This window comes from Streptomyces sp. NPDC006872 (genome assembly GCF_040635845.1).
GTDB lineage: Bacteria > Actinomycetota > Actinomycetes > Streptomycetales > Streptomycetaceae > Streptomyces.
On the sequence record NZ_JBEYIL010000004.1, the window covers coordinates 586104 to 606251 of the forward strand.

At 72.7% G+C, this 20148-nt stretch carries 18 protein-coding genes; 15 read left to right on the forward strand and 3 right to left on the reverse strand.

The genetic code is table 11. The features are described 5' to 3' along the window. The first annotated feature begins 28 nt into the window (after positions 1-28). The 14 genes from ABZ725_RS15575 to ABZ725_RS15640 all read left to right on the forward strand — a co-directional run bounded on the left by ABZ725_RS15575 (position 29) and on the right by ABZ725_RS15640 (position 16118). Positions 29-928, forward strand: coding sequence for an SCO3242 family prenyltransferase (locus ABZ725_RS15575; RefSeq protein ID WP_358803206.1), 900 nt, complete (start codon positions 29-31; stop codon positions 926-928). Further along, positions 925-1860, forward strand: coding sequence for a sugar phosphate isomerase/epimerase family protein (locus tag ABZ725_RS15580; RefSeq protein WP_358803207.1), 936 nt, complete (start codon positions 925-927; stop codon positions 1858-1860). The genes ABZ725_RS15575 and ABZ725_RS15580 overlap by 4 nt, the downstream gene beginning before the upstream one ends. Positions 1861-1953: 93 nt before the next feature. Continuing rightward, on the forward strand, positions 1954-2694 hold the full coding sequence (locus ABZ725_RS15585; RefSeq protein ID WP_358803208.1) for an EboA domain-containing protein: 741 nt from the start codon (positions 1954-1956) through the stop codon (positions 2692-2694). Next, on the forward strand, positions 2694-3548 hold the full coding sequence (locus ABZ725_RS15590; protein WP_358803260.1) for a TatD family hydrolase: 855 nt from the start codon (positions 2694-2696) through the stop codon (positions 3546-3548). The genes ABZ725_RS15585 and ABZ725_RS15590 overlap by 1 nt, the downstream gene beginning before the upstream one ends. 7 nt (positions 3549-3555) lie before the next feature. Beyond that, positions 3556-4812 (forward strand): metabolite traffic protein EboE, encoded by a 1257-nt coding sequence (eboE, locus tag ABZ725_RS15595; protein WP_358803209.1) that lies wholly within the window; start codon positions 3556-3558, stop codon positions 4810-4812. Next, positions 4809-6185, forward strand: a complete 1377-nt coding sequence (locus ABZ725_RS15600) for a nucleotide pyrophosphatase/phosphodiesterase family protein (RefSeq protein ID WP_351919990.1) — start codon at positions 4809-4811, stop codon at positions 6183-6185. The genes eboE and ABZ725_RS15600 overlap by 4 nt, the downstream gene beginning before the upstream one ends. An 85-nt stretch (positions 6186-6270) precedes the next feature. Next, a complete protein-coding gene (locus ABZ725_RS15605; RefSeq protein ID WP_358803210.1) occupies positions 6271-7461 on the forward strand; it encodes a cytochrome P450 in 1191 nt (396 codons plus the stop codon). Positions 7462-7889: 428 nt separating this feature from the next. Next, positions 7890-8474 (forward strand): hypothetical protein, encoded by a 585-nt coding sequence (locus tag ABZ725_RS15610; RefSeq protein WP_358803211.1) that lies wholly within the window; start codon positions 7890-7892, stop codon positions 8472-8474. An 89-nt stretch (positions 8475-8563) separates the two neighbouring features. Next, positions 8564-9424, forward strand: coding sequence for a hypothetical protein (locus ABZ725_RS15615; RefSeq protein ID WP_358803212.1), 861 nt, complete (start codon positions 8564-8566; stop codon positions 9422-9424). A gap of 111 nt (positions 9425-9535) precedes the next feature. Then, positions 9536-11470 (forward strand): molecular chaperone HtpG, encoded by a 1935-nt coding sequence (gene htpG, locus ABZ725_RS15620; RefSeq protein WP_358803213.1) that lies wholly within the window; start codon positions 9536-9538, stop codon positions 11468-11470. Positions 11471-11631: 161 nt separating this feature from the next. Continuing rightward, entirely contained in the window at positions 11632-13977 is a 2346-nt protein-coding gene (locus tag ABZ725_RS15625; RefSeq protein ID WP_358803214.1) for an MFS transporter, read from the forward strand. 39 nt (positions 13978-14016) lie between these two features. Then, positions 14017-14355 (forward strand): DUF2218 domain-containing protein, encoded by a 339-nt coding sequence (locus tag ABZ725_RS15630; protein WP_358803215.1) that lies wholly within the window; start codon positions 14017-14019, stop codon positions 14353-14355. A 10-nt stretch (positions 14356-14365) separates the two neighbouring features. Next, positions 14366-15247 carry an SIS domain-containing protein gene (locus tag ABZ725_RS15635; protein ID WP_358803216.1) on the forward strand — a complete coding sequence of 294 codons (882 nt, stop codon included), beginning with the start codon at positions 14366-14368 and terminating at the stop codon, positions 15245-15247. A gap of 28 nt (positions 15248-15275) precedes the next feature. Then, entirely contained in the window at positions 15276-16118 is an 843-nt protein-coding gene (locus tag ABZ725_RS15640) for a class II fructose-bisphosphate aldolase (RefSeq protein ID WP_358803217.1), read from the forward strand. Here the strand turns inward: ABZ725_RS15640 and ABZ725_RS15645 are convergent. Beyond that, positions 16105-17244, reverse strand: a complete 1140-nt coding sequence (locus tag ABZ725_RS15645; RefSeq protein WP_358803261.1) for a methyltransferase — start codon at positions 17242-17244, stop codon at positions 16105-16107. The two genes, ABZ725_RS15640 and ABZ725_RS15645, sit on opposite strands and share 14 nt — an antisense overlap. Positions 17245-17475: 231 nt before the next feature. Between ABZ725_RS15645 and ABZ725_RS15650 the strand changes: the two genes are divergently transcribed. Then, positions 17476-18720: an ROK family protein gene (locus tag ABZ725_RS15650; RefSeq protein ID WP_351917018.1), complete on the forward strand. Its 1245-nt coding sequence runs from the start codon at positions 17476-17478 to the stop codon at positions 18718-18720. A gap of 16 nt (positions 18721-18736) precedes the next feature. Here the strand turns inward: ABZ725_RS15650 and ABZ725_RS15655 are convergent, their stop codons facing one another. Next, a complete protein-coding gene (locus tag ABZ725_RS15655) occupies positions 18737-19261 on the reverse strand; it encodes a hypothetical protein (protein WP_358803218.1) in 525 nt (174 codons plus the stop codon). Between the two features lie 67 nt (positions 19262-19328). Continuing rightward, positions 19329-20114 carry a substrate-binding domain-containing protein gene (locus ABZ725_RS15660; protein ID WP_358803219.1) on the reverse strand — a complete coding sequence of 262 codons (786 nt, stop codon included), beginning with the start codon at positions 20112-20114 and terminating at the stop codon, positions 19329-19331. Positions 20115-20148: the final 34 nt, after the last annotated feature.

Genomic DNA, 20148 nt, shown 5'->3' on the forward strand with positions numbered 1-20148 from the left:
GTTAAAATGTTAGAAGTAGGGTCCGATCATGCATGGCTCGAACGACTTCCGTTCTCCCCCACGCCTTGCCGATCTGGCGCAGCTGATCCGCATGCCCGCAGCCTTGAGCGTGCCCGGTGACGTCCTCGCCGGCGCCGTCGCGAGCTCCGGGAGGCCCCGGCCCCGCATCGTCGCCACGATGGCTTCCTCCGTCGCCCTCTACTGGGCCGGAATGGCGCTCAACGACTATGCGGACGCCACCGTCGACGCGGTGGAACGGCCCCAACGACCCATACCCTCCGGGCGAGTTGCCCGCCGTACCGCGCTCGCCACCGCGTGCGGACTCACCGCGACGGGCCTCGGCCTCGCCGCTCTGGGCGGCGGGCGGCGCGCGCTCGGCGTGGCGCTTCCGCTGACCGGGTTGGTCTGGGCGTACGACCTGCGTCTGAAGGCCACCTCGGCCGGGCCGGCCGCCATGGCGGGAGCGCGGGCGCTGAACGTGCTCGCCGGAGCGGACCCCGGCCGTCGGGCCGCCGCCCTGCCGGCGGCGCTGCTGGTCGGCGCGCACACCTACACCGTCACGGCGCTGAGCCGTCACGAGGTGTCGGGAGCACCGCGCACCGTGCCCGTCGCCACGCTGGCCGGCAGTACCGCAACGGCCGTGGCCGCCGCGGCACTTCCCACCTGGAGACGGCGCGGTCCGGCCGCACGGATCGGCGCCGCCGCCGGCGCGCTCGGCTACCTCGCCACCTACGGGACGGCGCAGGCGCGGGCAGCGCGGGAGCCCTCCGCGGAGAACGTCCGCGGCGCCGTCGGCACCGGGATCCTGTCGCTGATGCCCCTTCAGGCGTCGCTCACCGCCGGCGGCGGGGGCGCGGCCCTGGCCGGAATCCTGGCCGTGGCCCACCCACTGGCACGCCGCCTCGCCCGGAAGGTGTCGCCCACATGAGCACGGGCTCGGGCGGTGCGAACGCCGGTGAGGTGAGTCCCGGTGAGGTGAGCCTCGTTGACGTGAGCCGCGGTGAGGCGAGCCCCGGTCCCGCCGGTGGGCTGCGGTTCGGGTTCGGGACCAACGGGTTCACCAACCACCGGCTCGACGACGTGCTGACCGTGCTCGCCGACCTCGGGTACGACTCGGTCGGGCTCACCCTCGACCACGGCCACCTCGACCCGTTCGCCCCGGACCTGCCGCGCCGAGTCACCGCTCTCGCAAGGCGGTTGGAGCAACTGGGGCTGGCGGTCGTGATCGAGACCGGTGCGCCCTACCTGCTGGACCCGTGGCACAAGCACCTCCCCACGCTGATGTCGGCCCCCGGAGCCGAGCTGCGCGTCGACCTGCTGGCCCGCGCCGTGCGCATCGCGGCCGACCTGGGCTCCCCGGCCGTCCACCTGTGCAGCGGCCCGGCTCCGGAGGGCGTGTCGGCGGACGAGGCCTGGAAGCGGCTGACCGTGGGCTGCGAAGAGGTCCTGGACATCGCCCGCGCACACGGCGTGGCCCTCGGCTTCGAGCCCGAGCCGTACATGTTCGTCGACACCGTGGAACGCGTCCTGGAACTGCGCGGACGGCTCGGCGACCCCGAAGGGTTCGGTGTCACGCTCGACATCGGCCACGCCCACTGCGTCGACGACCTCCCGCTGCTCGACTGCGTCGCACTGGCGGCCCCGCACCTGGTGAACGTGCAGATCGAGGACATGCGGCGAGGCGTGCACCAGCACCTCGAACTCGGCACGGGCGAGATCGACTTCCCGCCCGTCCTGGCCGCCCTCAAGGCCTCCGGCTACCGAGGGCCGGTCTCGGTGGAGATCCAGGGCGGAGCTCTGGACGCCCCCGAAGTCGCCCGCCGTTCCCTGGAGTTCCTCAAGGCCGCCGAGCCGTTCTGACGCCGCGGTGATCCGTCGCTGCGTCCAGCACCACCAACCCCCCACCCCCGTACGGCTGTTGTCGTACGCGCAGCCGAACAGGAGGTATGCGCGGTGGACCCACACATCGCCGGAGCCCTCGACCGACAGCTCACCGCCGACGCGCAACGCTGGCTGACCGAGGCCGTCACCCGTGTCGGCCGGGACCCGGCCGCGCTGCGCACCGTCTTCCCGGCCGTCGGCAGGCGCTGCGGACGCGGACCGCTCGTCGACGGCTGGACGGTGGCCGACGCCGCCCGTGCCAGGCTGCTCGTCGCCCTGCCCCTGCGCGGAGCGCCGCTCGCCGAGGAGATCACCGCTCTCCACCGGTACGGGGACGCCGCCGAGCAACGCGCGGTGCTGCGGGCGCTGCCCCTCCTGGAGGACGCGCACGCCTCGTTCGCCGACCGAGGCCTGCCCCTCGTCCGCGAGGCGCTCCGCGGCAACGACACGGACCTGATCGAGGCCGCCCTCGGTCCGTACGCAGCACGCCATCTGGACCACGACGGCTACCGGCACGCCGTGCTGAAGTGCGTCTTCTGCGACATCCCCCTCGACCGGGTCGCGGGTCTCGCGGAGCGGGCGGACCGCGAACTCGCCCGGATGCTCGCCGACTTCGCCCATGAACGGGTCGCCGCCGGACGGGACGTCCCCCTCGACGTCTGGCCGATCCTGCGCGCCCACCCCGGCACGCTGGAGGCGGCCGGGCTGCCCGCGGAAGCCCACTCGCCCGTCCCCGACCGCCGCGCCGCTGCCGTCCGCGCCCTCACCGCCTACTCCGCCACTGCCACTGCCGCGCCCGCAGGAGCCGCATGATGCGTATCTTCGACCCCCACATCCACATGACCTCCCGCACCACGGACGACTACGAGGCCATGTACGCGGCCGGTGTGCGGGCGGTGGTGGAACCCTCGTTCTGGCTCGGCCAGCCGCGCACCTCGGTGGACAGCTTCACCGACTACTTCGACGCGCTGCTCGGCTGGGAGCCGTTCCGCGCCGCGCAGTTCGGCATACAGCACCGCTGCACCATCGCCCTCAACCCCAAGGAGGCCAACGACCCCCGCTGCACAGGGGTGTTGGACGTCCTGCCGCGCTATCTGGCCAAGGACCGGGTGGTGGCCGTCGGTGAGATCGGCTACGACTCCATGACCCCCGAGGAGGACGAGGCGCTGGCCCGGCAGCTCGAACTCGCCGTCGAGCACGAACTGCCGGTCCTCGTCCACACTCCGCACCGCGACAAGGCCGTCGGCACCCGGCGCACCCTCGACGTGGTCCGCGAGTCCGGCATCCCGCCCGAGCACGTCCTCGTCGACCACCTCAACGAGCTCACCGTGGCCATGGTCGCCGACAGCGGCTGCTGGACGGGCTTCTCGATCTACCCGGACACCAAGATGAGCGAGGACCGCATGGTGCGCATCCTCCAGGAGCACGGGACCGGGCGGATGCTCGTCAACTCCGCCGCCGACTGGGGTCGCAGCGACCCGCTCAAGACCCGGAAGACGGCCGACGCGATGCTCGCCGCCGGCTTCGACGACGACAGCGTCGACGAGGTCATGTGGCGCAACCCCGTGGCCTTCTACGGCCAGAGCGGGCGACTCGACCTCGAGGACGTCAAGCCCGACGACACGGGCCTGTTCGAGGGGAACTCCATCAAACGCGGCGGAGAGTGAGCCCGCGGTGCGCTTCCGACACCCCGACGGCCAGACCGTCCACCTCGCCTACTGCAGCAACGTCCACCAGGCCGAGGACCTCGACGGAGTCGTGGACCAGCTCGCCGCGTACGCCGAGCCCGTACGGGAGACCCTCGGCGTCGACCTGCTCGGCATCGGCCTCTGGCTGGCCCATGACGTCGTCACCGAGCTGACCGCCCGGCCCGACGCCGTACGCCGACTGCGCGCCGAACTGGCCGCCCGCGGGCTGGAGACCGTCACCCTCAACGCCTTCCCCTACGGCGGCTTCCACCGCGAGGTCGTCAAGAAGGACGTCTACCGCCCCGACTGGACCGACCCCGCCCGCCTGCGCTACACCGTCGACTGCGCCCGGGTGCTCGCGGCACTGCTCCCCGACGACGCCCGGCGCGGCAGCGTCTCGACCCTGCCTCTGGCCTGGCGCACCCCGTGGCCGACGGCCGCCCGCGACACGGCCCGCCGGGCCTTGGACGAACTGGCGGGAGAACTCGCCGAGTTGGAGCGGGAGACCGGTCGCACGATCCGGGTCGGCTTCGAGCCCGAACCCGGGTGCGTGGTGGAGAACACCGTCCAGGCGGCCCGGGAACTCGGCGGGCTGGACCCGGAGCGGCTCGGCGTCTGCCTGGACACCTGCCATCTCGCCGTGCAGTTCGAGGAACCGGCCCAGGCGCTGCGCCGCCTCGCGGACGCCGGGCTGCCGGTCGTGAAGGTCCAGGCGTCCAGCGCGCTCCAGGCCGACGACCCCGCGGCCCCCGAGGCGCGGGCGGCGCTCGCCCGGTTCGCCGAACCCCGCTTCCTGCACCAGACCCGCACCGCCCCGCAGGGCGTCGTCACCGGCGTCGACGACCTGCCGGCCGCCCTCGCCGGAGGCCTGGACCCCTCCTCCGCCTGGCGGGTGCACTTCCACGCCCCGCTGCACGCCGAGCCCGAACCGCCGTTGCGCACCACGGCACCTGAACTGACCACCGCGCTACGGGAGTTGCTCGGCGGCCCGAGGGCCGTGTGCGATCACGTCGAGGTCGAGACCTACACCTGGTCGGTCCTCCCCGAACAGGTGCGGCCGCACGACCGGGAGGGGCTCGTCGCGGGCCTGGCCGCCGAACTGGCCTGGACCCGCGACCGGTTCGAGGAACTCGGCCTGACCCGAACACCCGCCGCACCCACCGGGTCCATCGCACCCACCGGGTCCACCGCACGCACCGCATCCCCGAGCACCGAACCTCCGCGAAAGGAGCCTGTCTCGTGACGAGACTGGTCGTCCTCGACATCGTCGGCCTCACCCCCCGCATGCTGCGCCACATGCCCGCCGTCTCGGCCGTCGCCGCACAGGGCTTCCAGGCCCGGCTCAACCCCGTGCTGCCCGCCGTCACCTGCTCGGTGCAGTCCACCCTCCTCACCGGCGTGCCGCCCACCGAGCACGGCATCGTCGGCAACGGCTGGTACTTCCGTGACCTGGGGGAAGTCCTGCTGTGGCGGCAGCACAACGCGCTGGTCGGCGGGGAGAAGCTGTGGGACACGGCACGCCGGACCGACCCCGACTACAAGGTCGCCAACGTCTGCTGGTGGTACGCCATGGGAGCCGACGTCGACCTCACCGTCACCCCGCGCCCGGTCTACTACTCCGACGGCCGCAAGGAACCCGACTGCTACACCTGGCCGCCCGCCCTGCACGACGAACTCACCGACAGGCTCGGCCCGTTCCCGCTGTTCACCTACTGGGGCCCCAACGCGGGGATGCCCTCCAGCCAGTGGATCCTGGCCGCCGCCCGCCAGATCTTCGACGAGCACAGCCCCGACCTGACCCTGGTCTACGTACCGCACCTGGACTACGAACCCCAGCGTTCCGGCCCGGACTCGGCGCAGTCCGCCCGCGAGGCGAAGCGGCTCGACGACGCCCTGCGCCCGCTGCTCGACCACTTCCGCAGTGAGGACGCCACGGTCGTGATCCTCAGCGAGTACGGCATCGCGCCCGCCTCCCGGCCGGTCGACGTCAACCGCGCGCTGCGCCGGGCCGGGCTGCTCGAAGTCCACACCCAGGACGGCATGGAGTACCTCGACCCCTGGACGTCCCGCGCCTTCGCCGTCGCCGACCACCAGGTCGCCCACGTGTACGTACGGGACCCGGCGGACATCGAGCGGGTCGCGAAGATCGTGGCCGAACTGGACGGCGTGGACGAGGTGTTGGACGCCGCGGGCAAGGCCGCCCACGGCCTGGACCACGAACGCTCGGGGGAACTGGTCGCCGTCGCCGAGTCGGACGCATGGTTCACCTACTACTACTGGCTCGACGACGACCGCGCCCCGGACTTCGCCCGCCAGGTCGAGATCCACCGCAAGCCCGGCTACGACCCGGCCGAACTCCTCTACGACCCCACCGTGCCCGGTGTGAAGGCCCGCGCCATCGGCCAGGTCGCCCGCAAGAAGGCCGGTCTGCGCTACCGCATCAGAACGGTCCCCCTGGACCCCTCCGGGGTGCGCGGCAGCCACGGTCGACTGCCGCAGGACCCGCAGGACAGCCCCGTCCTGCTGTGCTCGCGGCCCGACCTGGCGCGGGGCGAGATCGACGCCACCGAGGTCAAGGACCTCCTCCTCGCCCTGGCCGGCCTCAGCTCCCCCTGACCACCGGAGCCCACTGACGACCCGAGCCTCCTGACCACCGGAGCCCCCTGACCACCGGTCTGCCTCACCACCGGAGCCCCCCACCATGAACACGACGGACACCCCGCCGCCCCTGCCCCAACACCGCCCCCTCCTCGATCCCGCCGCCGAGTACGGGCGTTGGGTCAGGGAGCGGCCCCTGACCCGGATCAGCCTGTGGGGCGACCTCCATCCCTGGCTGGTCACCCGCAACGAGGACGCCCGGGCCGTCCTCAGCGACGCGCGCTTCAGCTCGGAGAACGTCCGGCCGGGGTTCCCCGGGCTGCAGCCGACCCCGCCGCCGCGCACCCCCGGCCAGCTGTTCGCCATGGACCCGCCGGACCACACCCGGCTGCGCCGCATGCTCATCCCCGAGTTCACCTTCCGCAGGGTCGAGCAACTGCGGCCGGCCATCCGGAAGATCACCGACGAACTCCTCGACGGCCTCGTCAAACAGCAGCGACCCGCCGACCTCGTCGAGCACTTCACCCTGCCGCTGCCCCTCCTCGTCATCTGCGAACTGCTCGGAGTGCCGTACGCGGACCGGGACTTCATCCACCGGCAGGCCGCCGCCTTCGCCACCGTCTCGGCCGGACCGGAGGCGATGCGGGCCGGCTGGGCGGCGCTCTTCGGCTACCTCCGGGAACTGCTGGCCGCCAAGGCGGGCGAGCCGGGCGACGACCTGATGAGCAAGCTCGCCACGGAACGCGTCGCCACCGGTGAGGCCACCCCGGCGGAAGCGGCCGGCATGCTCGTCCAACTGCTCATCGCCGGGCACGAGACGACCGCGAGCATGCTCTCCCTGGGCGTGGTCGCGCTACTGCGGCACCCGGACCAACTCGCCGCGCTGCGCGCCGACGAAGGCCTTGTGCCGGGCGCGGTGGAGGAGCTGCTGCGGTACCTGACCGTCGTCCACATCGGGATGCGCCGGATCGCCACCGAGGACGTCGAGGTCGGCGGCGTCACCGTCCGGGCCGGCGAAGGCGTGGTCGTCGCGCTCCAGGCGGCCAACCGGGATCCCGCTGTCTTCGCCGACCCGGACACGCTCGACATCACCCGGGACGCCGGACAGCACCTCGCCTTCGGCCACGGTCTGCACCACTGCCTCGGCCAGTCGCTGGCCCGGGCCGAGCTCCGGATCGCGCTGCCGACGCTGTTCCGGCGGCTGCCCGAGCTGCGGGCGACCGGCCCGGCGGAGGAGTTCGCGTTCGAGGGCCGCGCGGTGCACGGAGTGCGGGAGCTGCCGGTGGCCTGGTGATGGACCGGCGGTGGGTGAGCCGCGCGCCACGAGCGCGGCTCACCCACCGCCCAACCAGGCCACCGCGACCCTCGGCAGCCGTAGGTCGAAACCGAGTTCGGCGGCCCGGAACACCAGGAAGTCGCCCTCGACGACCTGGGGACCCCTGGGTCGGCGGCCGGCCCTTCCTCCCTGACCGGCTCCCGGACCACGTCAACGCGTTCGCGGCCACCGGACACGGCATGCTCGGGGTCACGCTCGGCCCCGCCACCGGCCATGAGGTCACCGAGTACGTCCTGACCGGCCGTCGCCCCGCTTCCCTCGCCCCGTTCGGCTTCGACCGCCTCCGCAGCTGAGCGGGCGGGGCACTCACACCCGTCACCGCGCGAACAGGTGATGTCATGATGCGCGGCCCGGCAGGAGAAGCAGGAGAACATGGGGGGATGCGCATGAGTGGAGATCGGCTGCGGGCCCTGGCCGGGGCGGCGTTGGCGGTGGGCGTCGCGGTGGCCTGCGGCGGACCGGCGGGCGGCGGCGGGACGGCCGCCCCCACCGCGACCGGCGTCACGTCGGGCACACCGGCGGCCCCTCGCTTCGACGAGGAGATCGAGCTGTCCGACGGCCGGCGTGTGGGCATGGCGTACGTCGCCGGACGCGGTCTCGTCGAGCGGCACCGGGACACGGACTCGACGGTGTGGAGCGCGCCGAACGTCGTGTACGCGACCGCGACGGACCGGTGCCAGAGCCTCACCCTCAAGGAGTTCGACGGCACCGTCGCCGTCATCGCGAACTGGGGCGTCTACTGCTATGACGGCGAACCGCCGACGGAGTCGATCGCGGCGGTCGGCACGACCGACCTCGCCCGCTGGGACACGAACCTCACCAGGAGCTTCGACGGCTGGACGAAGGTCACCGCCGAGGGCGGCGGCGACTCGCGACGCCTGCTCTTCACCAGGGGCTCCACCGAGTCGCTGACCCGGCTCGGCTGGACCCGAACCGGAGGCTTCGCGGAGGTGGAGGAGATTCCGCGCTGATTTCCGCGCATCTCCGACATGCGCTGATCGGACCACTAAGCTCCGCGTCGCATCGTCGGATCAGTCGCGACTCGGGGGAGCCGAATTCCATGAACGCCTGGAACCAGCAGGGCGGCCGGCCGCCGCACGATCCGTACCACCCCTACGGTCCCTACAGCCCGCAGCCGGCCCCGCCGCCCATGCCGCCGCCCGTGCCGCACGTGGGACCGGTCCACAGTCTGTGGCGCGTCGTCAACCCCGTCGCGGTCGGGCGCAAGGTGTTCCGGCCGTCACGGCCCGGCCGGGTCGACGATCCCGTGGTCGCCCGTATGCAGCGGATCCGCACCCTCGTCGGACTGGGCGCGGTGGTGTGGGTGATGGTCTCCTACAAACTCGTCGAGTCCGTGGGGGACTTCGCCGACGACCGCGCCGACCAGTCCTGGATCAACGTCCTCGTGCTCTCGGTGACCTTCCCGGTGGTCGTCGGCGTGCTGATCGGCGTGGCCCGTCCTCCGGCCAGGCAGGAGTTGCTGCGGCGGGCGGCCAGGCCGTTCGGCTCGGTCGTGGCGATCATCGCCGGGGTCGCGGTGTTCCCGGCGTCCGTGCTCACCGGCTTCGCCGAGGGGCGGTTCGCCACGAACCCCGTGATGTCGACGGTCACCGTCGTCGGCACGCTGTTCACGCTCTGCTGGGTCCTGCCGTTCGTCGTCTACGGAGTCGGCATGTCCCTGGCGCATGTGTTCCGCACCGCGGACATCCACGAGACGGTCCCGCCGCTGCTGGCGCTGGTGCTCGTGTGGGAGATGGCGCTGATCGACCTGCTCACCGGGGCGTACGAGGGCGTGCCGGGCCCGCTGCGGATCGCGCTGACGCTGGGCGCGCCGCTCTCGGTCAGCGCGGTGGCCCTGTGGGAACTGCGTCGGCTGCGCGTCGGATACGGCCTGACCCTGCGCGGCGCGCTGCTGCGCTGACGCCCGCCGACGCCACGAGCTCGAACAGCGAGCGGTGCGGGCTGACTTGGTGTCTTACAGTGGCTGTCGCCAGTCCAGGAGACTCCGGAACCTGTGAGGGATACGCGCATCATGTCGACCGAAACGTTTGAGTTCCAGGTAGAGGCCCGTCAGCTGTTGCAGCTGATGATCCATTCGGTCTACTCGAACAAGGACGTCTTTCTCCGCGAGCTCGTCTCCAACGCCTCCGACGCGCTGGACAAGTTGCGCCTCGCCGCGCTGCGCGACGACGCACCCGACGCGGACGTGTCCGACCTGCACATCGAGATCGAGACCGACACCGAGGCCCGCACCCTGATCGTGCGGGACAACGGCATCGGGATGTCGTACGACGAGGTCGGCCGGCTCATCGGCACGATCGCCAACTCGGGCACGGCGAAGTTCGCGCAGGAGCTGCGCGAGGCCCAGGAGGAGGGCGGGGCCGAGGGGCTCATCGGCCAGTTCGGCGTCGGCTTCTACTCCGGCTTCATGGTCGCCGACGAGATGACCCTGGTGACCCGGCGCGCCGGCGAGAGCAAGGGCACCCGCTGGTCGTCGCGCGGGGAGGGCACGTACACCCTGGAGACCGTCGAGGACGCGCCCCAGGGCACTGCCGTCACGCTGCACCTCAAGCCGGCGGACGACGAGGACAAGCTGCAGGACTACACCTCGCCGTGGACGATCAAGGAGATCGTCAAGCGGTACTCGGACTTCATCACCTGGCCGATCAGGTCCGTCCCGAAGAAGGCCGAGAAGAAGACCGACGCGGACGGCTCGGACGACGCCGACGACACGCCCGCGCCCGAGCCCGAGACGCTGAACTCGATGAAGGCGCTGTGGGCGCGCTCGCGCGACGAGGTGTCCGACGACGAGTACCACGAGCTGTACAAGCACATCAGCCACGACTGGCGCGAACCGCTGGAGACCGTCCGGCTCCAGGCGGAGGGCACCTTCGAGTACCAGGCGCTGCTGTTCGTCCCCTCGCACGCCCCGCACGACCTGTACAACCAGGGCTACAAGCGCGGTGTCCAGCTGTATGTGAAGCGCGTCTTCATCATGGACGACTGCGAGGCGCTGCTGCCGCCGTACCTCCGCTTCGTCAAGGGCGTGGTCGACGCGGCGGACCTCTCGCTGAACGTCTCCCGGGAGATCCTCCAGCAGGACCGGCACATCCGGATGATGCAGCGCCGGCTCACCAAGAAGGTCGTCTCGACGGTCAAGGACATGATGACCGCGGCCCCCGACCGCTACGCCACGTTCTGGCGGGAGTTCGGCGCGGTCCTGAAGGAAGGGCTGCTCACCGACTCCGACAACCGCGACGCCCTCCTCGCGGTCTCCTCGTTCGCGACCACGCACAGCGAGGACGAGCCGACGACGCTCAAGGGCTATGTCGAGCGGCTGAAGGACGGACAGGACGCCGTCTACTACCTCACCGGCGAGTCCCGGCAGTCGATCGAGAACTCCCCGCACATGGAGGCGTTCCGCGCCAAGGGCGTCGAGGTCCTGCTGCTCACCGACCCGGTCGACGAGGTGTGGGTCGACGCGGTGGGCGAGTTCGACGGCAGGCCGCTGCGGTCCGTCGCCAAGGGCGAGGTCGACCTCGGCGGGGAGGACGGCGAGAAGACCGAGGGCGAGCGGGAGAGGCAGGGCGAGGAGTACGCCGGTCTGCTCGGCTGGATGAAGGAGAACCTGGACGAGGACGTGAAGGAGGTGCGGCTGTCCTCCCGCCTCACCGTGTCCCCGGCCTGCATCGTCTCCGACGCGAACGACCTCACCCCGGCGCTGGAGAACATGTACCGCGCGATGGGGCAGGAGGTGCCGCGCGCCCGGCGGATCCTCGAACTGAACCCCGAGCACGTGCTGGTGAAGGGCCTGAACCAGGCCTACAAGGAGCGTGAGGACCGCGCGGGGCTCGCCGAGACCGCAGAGTTGCTGCACGGTCTGGCGGTCCTCGCCGAGGGCGGGCGGCCGAAGGAGCCCGGCCGGTTCGTGAAGCTGGTGGCGGACCACCTGGAGCGTGCGCTGTAGCAAAGGCGACGCGGCCGCCGTCGTGGGGGACCGGGCAGAAGCCGTCTGCCCGGTTTCTTCACGCGTCGCACACCGAAAGTACTAGTTGCTTGAGTAAATCAAGCGCGCATACGATGTCGGGCAGTCGTGCAGGACCGCATCCCCCCACGGAGGCCCGACCCATGTCCCACGCACACCCCAGGTCAGCGGAGCCGGGGGAGAGGTCCGTCGCGCCGCGGGCCGACCTCGTCGTGGCGGTGCTGGCCTTCGGCGGCATCGTCGTCTCGCTGATGCAGACCCTGGTGATCCCGATCGTCCCGGAGCTGCCGAAGCTGCTGGACGCCCCGGCCTCGGACACCGCCTGGGCGATCACCGCCACCCTCCTCGCGGCCGCCGTCGCCACCCCCGTCATGGGACGGCTCGGCGACATGTACGGCAAGCGCCGCATGCTGCTGGTCAGCCTCCTGGTACTGATCGCCGGTTCGGTCACGGCCGCCCTCAGCGACGAGCTCACCCCGATGATCGTCGGCCGGGCCCTGCAAGGACTCGCCTCCGGGGTCATCCCGCTCGGCATCAGCATCATGCGCGACGAACTGCCCGCCGAGCGGCTCGGCTCGGCCACCGCCCTGATGAGCGCCTCCCTCGGCGTCGGCGGCGCCCTCGGCCTGCCCGCCGCCGCGCTCATCGCGGACCACTTCGACTGGCACATGCTGTTCTGGACGTCGGCCGCGCTCGGCGCCGTCGCCCTCGTGCTCGTCCCGCTGTTCGTGCCGGAGTCGAAGGTGCGCACCGGCGGACGCTTCGACCTGGCCGGCGCCCTCGGCATGGCGACCGGGCTGATCTGTCTGCTGCTCGCGATCTCCAAGGGCGCCGACTGGGGCTGGGGCAGCGCCACCACCCTCGGGCTCTTCGCCGCCGCGGTCGTCGTCCTGCTCCTGTGGGGTCTGTTCGAACTGCGCGTCGAGGAACCCCTGGTGGACCTGCGGACCACCGCCCGCCGTCAGGTGCTGGTGACCGACCTCGCCTCGATGGCCTTCGGCTTCTCGATGTTCGCGATGTCCCTGGTCCTCCCTCAGCTCCTGCAGTTGCCTGAGGCGACGGGCTACGGTCTGGGCAAGTCGCTGCTGACCGCCGGTCTGGTCATGGCCCCCACGGGCCTGGTGATGATGGCCACCGCGCCCCTCTCCGCGCGGGTCTCGAAGGCGCGGGGCCCGAAGGTCACCCTGATGCTCGGCGCGGTCGTCGTCGCCGCCGGGTACGGCCTCAACATCGTGCTGATGGACGAGGTGTGGCAGCTCGTCCTGGTGTCCTGCGTCATCGGCGCCGGCGTCGGCTTCGCCTACGGGGCCATGCCCGCGCTCATCATGGCCGCCGTGGACCCCGCCGAGACGGCCGCCGCCAACAGCCTCAACACCCTGATGCGATCCATCGGCACCTCCACCGCCAGTGCCGTCGCCGGCGTGATCCTGGCCCAGATGACGACCGCTTTCGGGACTGCCGCGCTGCCCTCGGAGAACGGCTTCAAGGTGGTCATGGCCGTCGGCTCCGGCGCGGCGGTCCTCGCCCTCGTCGTCGCCGCGTTCATCCCACGGCAGCCGACGGCGCGCACGGACGCGGTGACCGTCGCGGAACCGGTCACCGCCGGACCGGTCGTCGCGGCACCCGACGGACAGGCCGTCGGGGCGGCGGTCGCCGTGCCGCTGGCCCGCGCCGTCGCGGAGCTCGTCGCGACCGTCCCGGGCCTCACCGACGACGGTCCGGCCGGCGGCGGGCACCCGGTGCGCGGGCAGGTGCGGGGCGCGGAGGGCGTCCCGGTGGGCGGCTCCGCCGTCACGCTGATCTCCCTGGGCGGGCGGCAGTTGAGCCGCTCGGTCGCCGAGACCGACGGCTCCTACGGCGTCGAGGCGCCCGGTGAGGGCACCTACGTGCTCATCGCCTCCGCCGACGGCCACCAGCCGCGGGCGACGACCGTCGTTGTCGGGGCGACGCCGGTGACCTACGACGTGCTGCTCGGCGGCGTCAGCGGGCTCGTCGGCGCGGTGCGGTCCGCGGACGGCGGGGCACCGGTGGCCGGGGCGGTGGTCATCCTCACGGACGTCCGCGGCGATGTGGTGGCGACCACGCGAACCGACGGCACCGGCGAGTTCTCCGTCGCCGACCTGGTGCCGGGCCCGATGACCCTCGCGGTCAGCTCGCCCAAGCACCGGCCGCTGGCCATGCCCGTGGACATCGGCGCCACCGGCGTCACCCGGGTCGACGTCGAGCTGCGGCCCGGCGCGCAGGTGCGCGGCACGGTACGCGGCGCGGGCGCTCCGCTGGGCGACGCCCGGGTCACCCTGGTGGACGCCGCCGGTAACGTGGTGGCGACCACCACGACCGGGAGCGACGGGGCCTACGCCTTCTCCGACCTGGACAGCGGCCCGTACACGGTCATCGCCACCGGCTACCCGCCCCGGGCGGCCGGCATCAGCCTCGGCGGCGGTGACACGGACGACCACGACATCGAGCTCGCCCACCTGGCCGAGTAGTTCACCTGTTCCACCTGCGCGCACCGAGGAGACCGTCCGATGGCCCTTTCCGAAGCCCGCGTCGCCACCGACCGCCCACACCGCTACGCCAAGCAGCTCGCCGCCCACCTCGGCCGTCGCGCCGAGACGGTCTGGGACGAGGAGAAGGGGGTGGGCCGGATCACGTTCGCACAGGGCGCCGGCACCCTCACAGCCGTCGACGGCGCCCTCCTGCTCGCCCTGGAGACCGACACCGAACACCTGGACCGCCTCGAGGACGTGATCGGCCGCCATCTGGTCCGCTTCGGCACCCGCGACGAACTCGTCGTGGAATGGCGGCGGGACGACGGCGAGCCCGGCAGCACCCAGCGCGGCGGCGGCGAGCAAGCGATGTCGTGAGAGGCGGGACATGACCCACATCGAGGACGAACTGACAGCCCAGCCCCAGTGCTGGACCCGCGCCGCGGCCGAAGCCGTCCGGCATGCCGGGGAGTTGCCGACGCCGGGTGAGCGGGTCGCGCTGGTCGGCTGCGGCACCTCCTGGTTCATGGCACAGGCCGCGGCGGCCCTGCGCGAGGGCGCGGGGCACGGCGAGACGGACGCCTTCGCCGCCTCGGAGTTCCCGCACGGCCGCCGCTACGACCGGGTCGTCGCCCTGACCCGCTCCGGCACCACCACCGAGGTCCTCGACCTGCTCGGCCGGCTGCGCGGACACACCCGCACGACCGCGATCACCGCCGACCCGCACACCCCGGTCATGCAGGCCGCCGACCATGTCGTCGTCCTGGACCACGCCGACGAACGCTCCGTCGTGCAGACCCGGTTCGCGACCACCGCGTTCACCCTGCTCCGCGCGCACCTGGGACTGCACACCGACGCCGTCGTCGCCGACGCCCGCACCGCGCTCGCCGAGCCGCTGCCCGAAGGGCTCGTGGACTGCGGGCAGTTCACGTTCCTGGGAGACGGCTGGACCGTCGGCCTGGCGAACGAGGCCGCGCTGAAGATGCGCGAGGCGTCCCTGTCCTGGACCGAGGCCTATCCCGCGATGGAGTACCGGCACGGCCCCATCAGCATCAGCACCGCCGGCACGGCGACCTGGATGTTCGGCGACGCGCCCGAAGGCCTGGCTCGACAGGTGCGCGCCACCGGCGCGTTGTGGGTCCCGGGCCGACTGGACCCGCTCGCCGAACTGGTCCGCGCCCAGCGTCTCGCCGTGGCCGTGGCGGCAGCACGCGGCCTCGATCCGGACCGGCCGCGCCACCTCACCCGCTCGGTGATCCTCGCGCCCTGAACTTCTGACGAGCCGAAGAGGAGTGGCCGTGCCTCTCACCACGACCGGCGAGCTGGTCACCCGGGCCCACGCGGCCCGTACCGCCGTCGCCGCCTTCAACATCATCACGCTGGAGCATGTCGAGGCCGTCATCGAGGGGGCCGAGTCCGCCGGCGCGTCCGTCGTCCTCCAAGTCAGCGAGAACGCCGTCAGGTTCCGGCAGGGGCGCCTGCTGCCGCTCGCCCGTGCCGCCGCCGTGGCCGCCGAACGGGCCGCCGTGCCGGTCGCGTTGCACCTCGACCATGTGCAGAGCGCCGCCCTGCTCGGTCAGGCGGCCGACGCGGGCTTCAGTTCGGTCATGTACGACGCCTCCCGGCTGCCGTACGCCGAGAACCTCGCCGCGACCCGCACCGTCGTCGACCGGGCGCACGCCCAAGGGCTGTGGATCGAGGCCGAGTTGGGGGAGATCGGCGGCAAGGGCCCGCATGTGCCCGGGGCCCGCACCGACCCGGCCGAGGCCCGCGTGTTCGTCGCGGAGTCGGGCGTGGACGCCCTGGCCGTGGCCATCGGCAGCGTTCACGCGATGACCGCCCGCACCGCCGCCCTCGACCACGACCTGCTGGAACGGCTCAGCAGGGCCCTGGACGTGCCCCTCGTCCTGCACGGCTCCTCCGGAGTCCCCGACGGCGAACTGACGGCCGCCGTCGCCGGCGGCATCACCAAGGTCAACATCGGCACCGCACTCAACCAGGCCATGACCGGCGCGATCCGCGACCACCTCGAGACGCACCCGGACGCCGTCGACGCACGCAGCTATCTGAGCGCCGGACGGGAGGCCATGGCACGAACGGTCGAGCGGATCATCACCGGCGTGGGGCTCACCCTTGTCTGACCGCCTTCAGCACCACGAACTTCGGGTCGCCGGCGACCAGTTCACAGTTGCCGAACAACCGCTTCAGCTTCACGTGATAGCCCAGGTGCCGGTTGCCCACCACCCACAGTTCGCCGCCCGGCCGCAGCGCCCGCCGGGCCCCCGTGAACATCCGCCACGCCGTCGCGTCCGTGGTGGCCTGATGGGAGTGGAACGGCGGGTTGTTCAGCACGAGGTCCACACTGTCGTCCGCCACCCCCGCCAACCCGTCCCCGACCCGGAACTCGGCCTGCCCCGGCACTCCGTTCGCCTTGTACGTGGCCTCCGCCGACGCCACCGCCTGGAACGACTCGTCCGTGAACAGCACCTCGGCCTCCGGATTGGCCAGTGCCACCGCCGTACCGACGATCCCGTTGCCGCAGCCCAGGTCGACGACCCGCCGCGGGCCGTCCGTGCTCGGCAGCCGCCCGAGGAAGAACCGGGTGCCGATGTCCAGCCGCTCGGCGCAGAACACGCCCGCATGGTTGACGACGGGACGGCCCGAGAGCGTGCCCCCGAGGTCGTCGGGGAGGTCGTAGACGTGCGGCCACGGATTGGCGGGGGGCTTCAGCGCCGGATCCGGGGTGCAGAGGATCAGCCGGGCCTTCTGCTCGGCGAGCGAGGTCCGGGTCGGCCCGAGGATCCGCTCGAACAGTCTCAGCGTCGAGGTGTGGATCTCCTTCACCATGCCCGCGCCCACGACCAGCGTGTCCGCGTGCACGGCGGGCGCCAGCCGCAGCAGCTGGTCCTCCAGGAGCGCGAGGCTCTTGGGCACCCTGATCAGGAGCACGTCGATCCGCTCCGGGACCGGGTCCTGGGTGGTGAGCAGGTGGACGGAGCCGGTCTCGACACCGGCCCGGGCCAGGTTCGTCCGGGTCGCCTCCTGCCCCAGCCAGGAGTCGGTGATCTGTGTCGGGCGGTGCGCCGCGAGCGCCGTGACCAGCGCGCCCCAGCGGTCGCCGAGCACCACCACCGTGCCGGTCAGCGGCGTGTCCTGGGCGGCGAGGTGTCTGAGCAGGTACGCGTCGGAGGTGTCCCAGGCACGCAGTCTGTCGCGCGGATCCTCGGGGTGGCGGGCCAGCGAGACCTCGCCCCACGGCGTCGTCAAAGGGTCGTTCATCGTGGGTCAAGGCTAGCCGAACCGCAGCTCAGGCCCGGTGTCCGAGAAATGGAGGAGGACGGGCGCAGGGACACCGGGCGGTTTTCCCGGGAGCGTGCGCAGGTGGCGCCGGGCACGGCGGCGGCCGGGCCGGGCCTCGTGGGGCGGCTGAACGTCACGTTGCGGGTCAGTGGCTTCCCCGCCGTCACCTGAGGAACGGATCATGGGAGACTCGCCCTCATGAGCGGCAAGGCGGACCCCCGGTCGGCGGGGGAAGGAACCACCTCGAGGGCGCGGCTGGACCGGGGGCGCGGTGCGCTCGGGCCCGCGTTGGAGCTCGTGCACACCGGGCGGGCGCCCACCCGCGCGGTGCTCACCGCCGAACTCGGCGTCACCCGTGCGACAGCCGGCGCGGTCGCCGCGGAGCTGGAGGCGCTCGGGCTCATCCGGGTCGACGCACGGCCCGGCGCGGCCGCCGGATCGCAGGGCCGCCCCTCCCATCGGCTCGAAGTCGCGCAGGACGGCCCGGTGGCCCTCGCCGCCCAGGTCCACGCCGATGGATTCAGGGCCGCGCTGGTCGGCCTCGGCGGCCGGATCATCGCCACCACGCCCAGTTGTGAGGCCGTCGACGCCGACCCCGCCAAGGTGCTCGGCGCGACCGTCGACGCGGGTGCGGAGCTGCTGCGGCAGACCGGCCGGCGCTGCGTGGGCGCCGGACTCGCCGTACCGTCCGCGGTCACCGAGCCCGAGGGGCTGGCGCTCAACCCCCTGCACCTCGCCTGGCCGGTGGGCGCGCCCGTGCGGGAGATCTTCGCCGAGCGGATCCGCGCCGCCGGTATCACCGGCCCCGCGTTCGCGGCCAACGACGTCAACCTCGCCGCCCTCGCCGAACACCGGCACGGCGCCGGACGCGGCGCCCGCGATCTGCTGTGCGTGGCCACCGGGCACCGGGGCGTCGGCGGCGCGCTGGTCCTGGACGGCCGTCTGCACACCGGAAGTTCGGGCCTGGCCCTCGAAGTCGGCCATCTCACCGTCAATCCCGAGGGCCGTCCCTGCCACTGCGGCAGCCGTGGCTGTCTCGACGTCGAGGCCGACCCGCTCGCCCTGCTCACCACCGCGGGCCGCGAGCCGGGGCCCGAGGGCTCCCTGCTTCAGCAGGCCGACCAGCTGCTCCTCGAGGAGTACGGCGACCCGGTCGTGCGCACGGCCGCCGAAGCGCTGATCGACCGGCTGGGCCTGGGCCTCGCCGGTCTGGTGAACCTCCTCAACCCCGACCGCATCATCCTCGGCGGCCTGCACCGCACCCTCCTCGACGCCGACCCGGACCGGCTCCGCGCGGTCGTCACCGACCGCAGCCTGTGGGGCCGCAGCGGCGGCGTCCCGATCCTCGCCTGCTCCCTCGACCACAACAGCCTTGTCGGAGCCGCGGAGTTGGCGTGGCAGCCGGTGCTGGACGATCCGCTGGGGGCGCTGAGCCTCGTGTGAGGCCCGGCGCACGCGCTCAGGCGTCGTCGCACGCGGCGGTGCGGAACTCCGCTACCGACGCGGCGGTCCGGTTGCCGTCGGCGTCGGCGCCCTTCACATCGTCGCCCGCGAAATAGCGCACCTGGCCCGGCGTCAGCCCGGCCAGCCGGGTGAGGTCGAAGGACACATGGGCCGTCGACCAGGAGTTGTCCTCGGTCCAGCCGTACAGGGTGTAGGTGCGCTGCCGTTCGAGGGCGGCGGGCATCGCCCTGTCGACGCTCCAGCCCTCGCCGGCGGCGTCCATCGGCCAGCTGACGAACCCGGTGACGGGCTCGGCGCGGCTCCACGTCGCCACGTCCGTGGTGTCGTCCCCTGGGCCGTCGGTGTACAACGTGGCCCCGTCGATGTGGTCGTCACAGACCATCAGCACGCCGACCGGCCGTCCGTCCGCCGTCACCGTGACACCCGTGACGCCCGCCAGGGGCTGCCCGCAGCCGGTCAACGAGGCCACGACCGCGGCACTGGCGCAGGCCGTGGCGGCATACCGGAATCGGGCCCGCACGAGCCCACCCCCCTTCGACGAAGCCTCCATCGTGACGGCTGCCCGGGCGCAGGACAATACGTTTCGGCTACCAGCCCCGCGCCGCCGTCCGCAGCCGGTCGCGGACCCGGTTCACGTCGGGGTTGGCGTCGGAGCCGGGGCGCTGGACGAGGAACAGGGTGTTGAGCGGGGGCTCCTCGGGCGCGTGCAGGAGAACCAGGCCTCCCGAGTCCAGATACTCCTGGCACAGGGAGTGCGGCAGGACGCTGCAGCCGGCGCCCGCGTTGACCGCCGACAGTACCGCGTACAGATTCGGCACCGTGACCGCAGCCCGGGCGGTGAGCTGCTTGCCGAAGACGTTCCGCCAGTAGCGCCGGACGATCGGGAGGTCCTCGGCGTGGGTGACCAGCGGGACGCCCCGCAGCACGGCGCACAGGTCACCGGCCTCCGGGTGCTCCTCGACCTGCCGCGCCCAGGACGGGGAGGCCACCAGGACGTACTCCTCGTCGGCCGGCGGCTCCGAGTCCAGGGCCCGCCCGCGCGGCCGGCGGGTGGTGATCACCAGGTCGTGCCGGCCGGCCCGCATCTCCTCCAGGAGCGGCTCGGTCAGCCCCTGCGTGACCCGTAGCTGCAGTCCGTCGGCGACCAGCGGCGCGAGCGCGGGCAGCACCCGCACGCACAGCAGCTCCGACGGTCCCGCCAGACGCACGGGCGCGGTCTGCCCGGCCAGCGGACCGCCGCCCTCGAGAGCGGCCAGCGTGTCCAGCGGCGCCGCGACCTGCTCCGCGAGCTCGTACGCCGGCGGCGTCGGCTCCACGCCCCGGGGCAGCCGGGTGAACAGCTCGCGCCCGGACTGCTGACCCAGGAGACGCAAGCCGGCCCGACCGCCGCGGCCCTCGCGCACGAGC

Excerpts from the sequence above, each read along its gene's own strand:
- ABZ725_RS15610 (WP_358803211.1), top strand. The coding sequence starts at position 7,890 with ATGAGTGGAGATCGGCTGCGGGCCCTGGCCGGGGCGGCGTTGGCGGTG.
- ABZ725_RS15575 (WP_358803206.1), top strand. The coding sequence starts at position 29 with ATGCATGGCTCGAACGACTTCCGTTCTCCCCCACGCCTTGCCGATCTG.
- ABZ725_RS15635 (WP_358803216.1), top strand. The coding sequence starts at position 14,366 with ATGACCCACATCGAGGACGAACTGACAGCCCAGCCCCAGTGCTGGACC.
- htpG (WP_358803213.1), top strand. The coding sequence starts at position 9,536 with ATGTCGACCGAAACGTTTGAGTTCCAGGTAGAGGCCCGTCAGCTGTTG.
- ABZ725_RS15650 (WP_351917018.1), top strand. The coding sequence starts at position 17,476 with ATGAGCGGCAAGGCGGACCCCCGGTCGGCGGGGGAAGGAACCACCTCG.
- ABZ725_RS15590 (WP_358803260.1), top strand. The coding sequence starts at position 2,694 with ATGCGTATCTTCGACCCCCACATCCACATGACCTCCCGCACCACGGAC.
- ABZ725_RS15630 (WP_358803215.1), top strand. The coding sequence starts at position 14,017 with ATGGCCCTTTCCGAAGCCCGCGTCGCCACCGACCGCCCACACCGCTAC.
- ABZ725_RS15605 (WP_358803210.1), top strand. The coding sequence starts at position 6,271 with ATGAACACGACGGACACCCCGCCGCCCCTGCCCCAACACCGCCCCCTC.
- ABZ725_RS15580 (WP_358803207.1), top strand. The coding sequence starts at position 925 with ATGAGCACGGGCTCGGGCGGTGCGAACGCCGGTGAGGTGAGTCCCGGT.
- ABZ725_RS15625 (WP_358803214.1), top strand. The coding sequence starts at position 11,632 with ATGTCCCACGCACACCCCAGGTCAGCGGAGCCGGGGGAGAGGTCCGTC.
- ABZ725_RS15615 (WP_358803212.1), top strand. The coding sequence starts at position 8,564 with ATGAACGCCTGGAACCAGCAGGGCGGCCGGCCGCCGCACGATCCGTAC.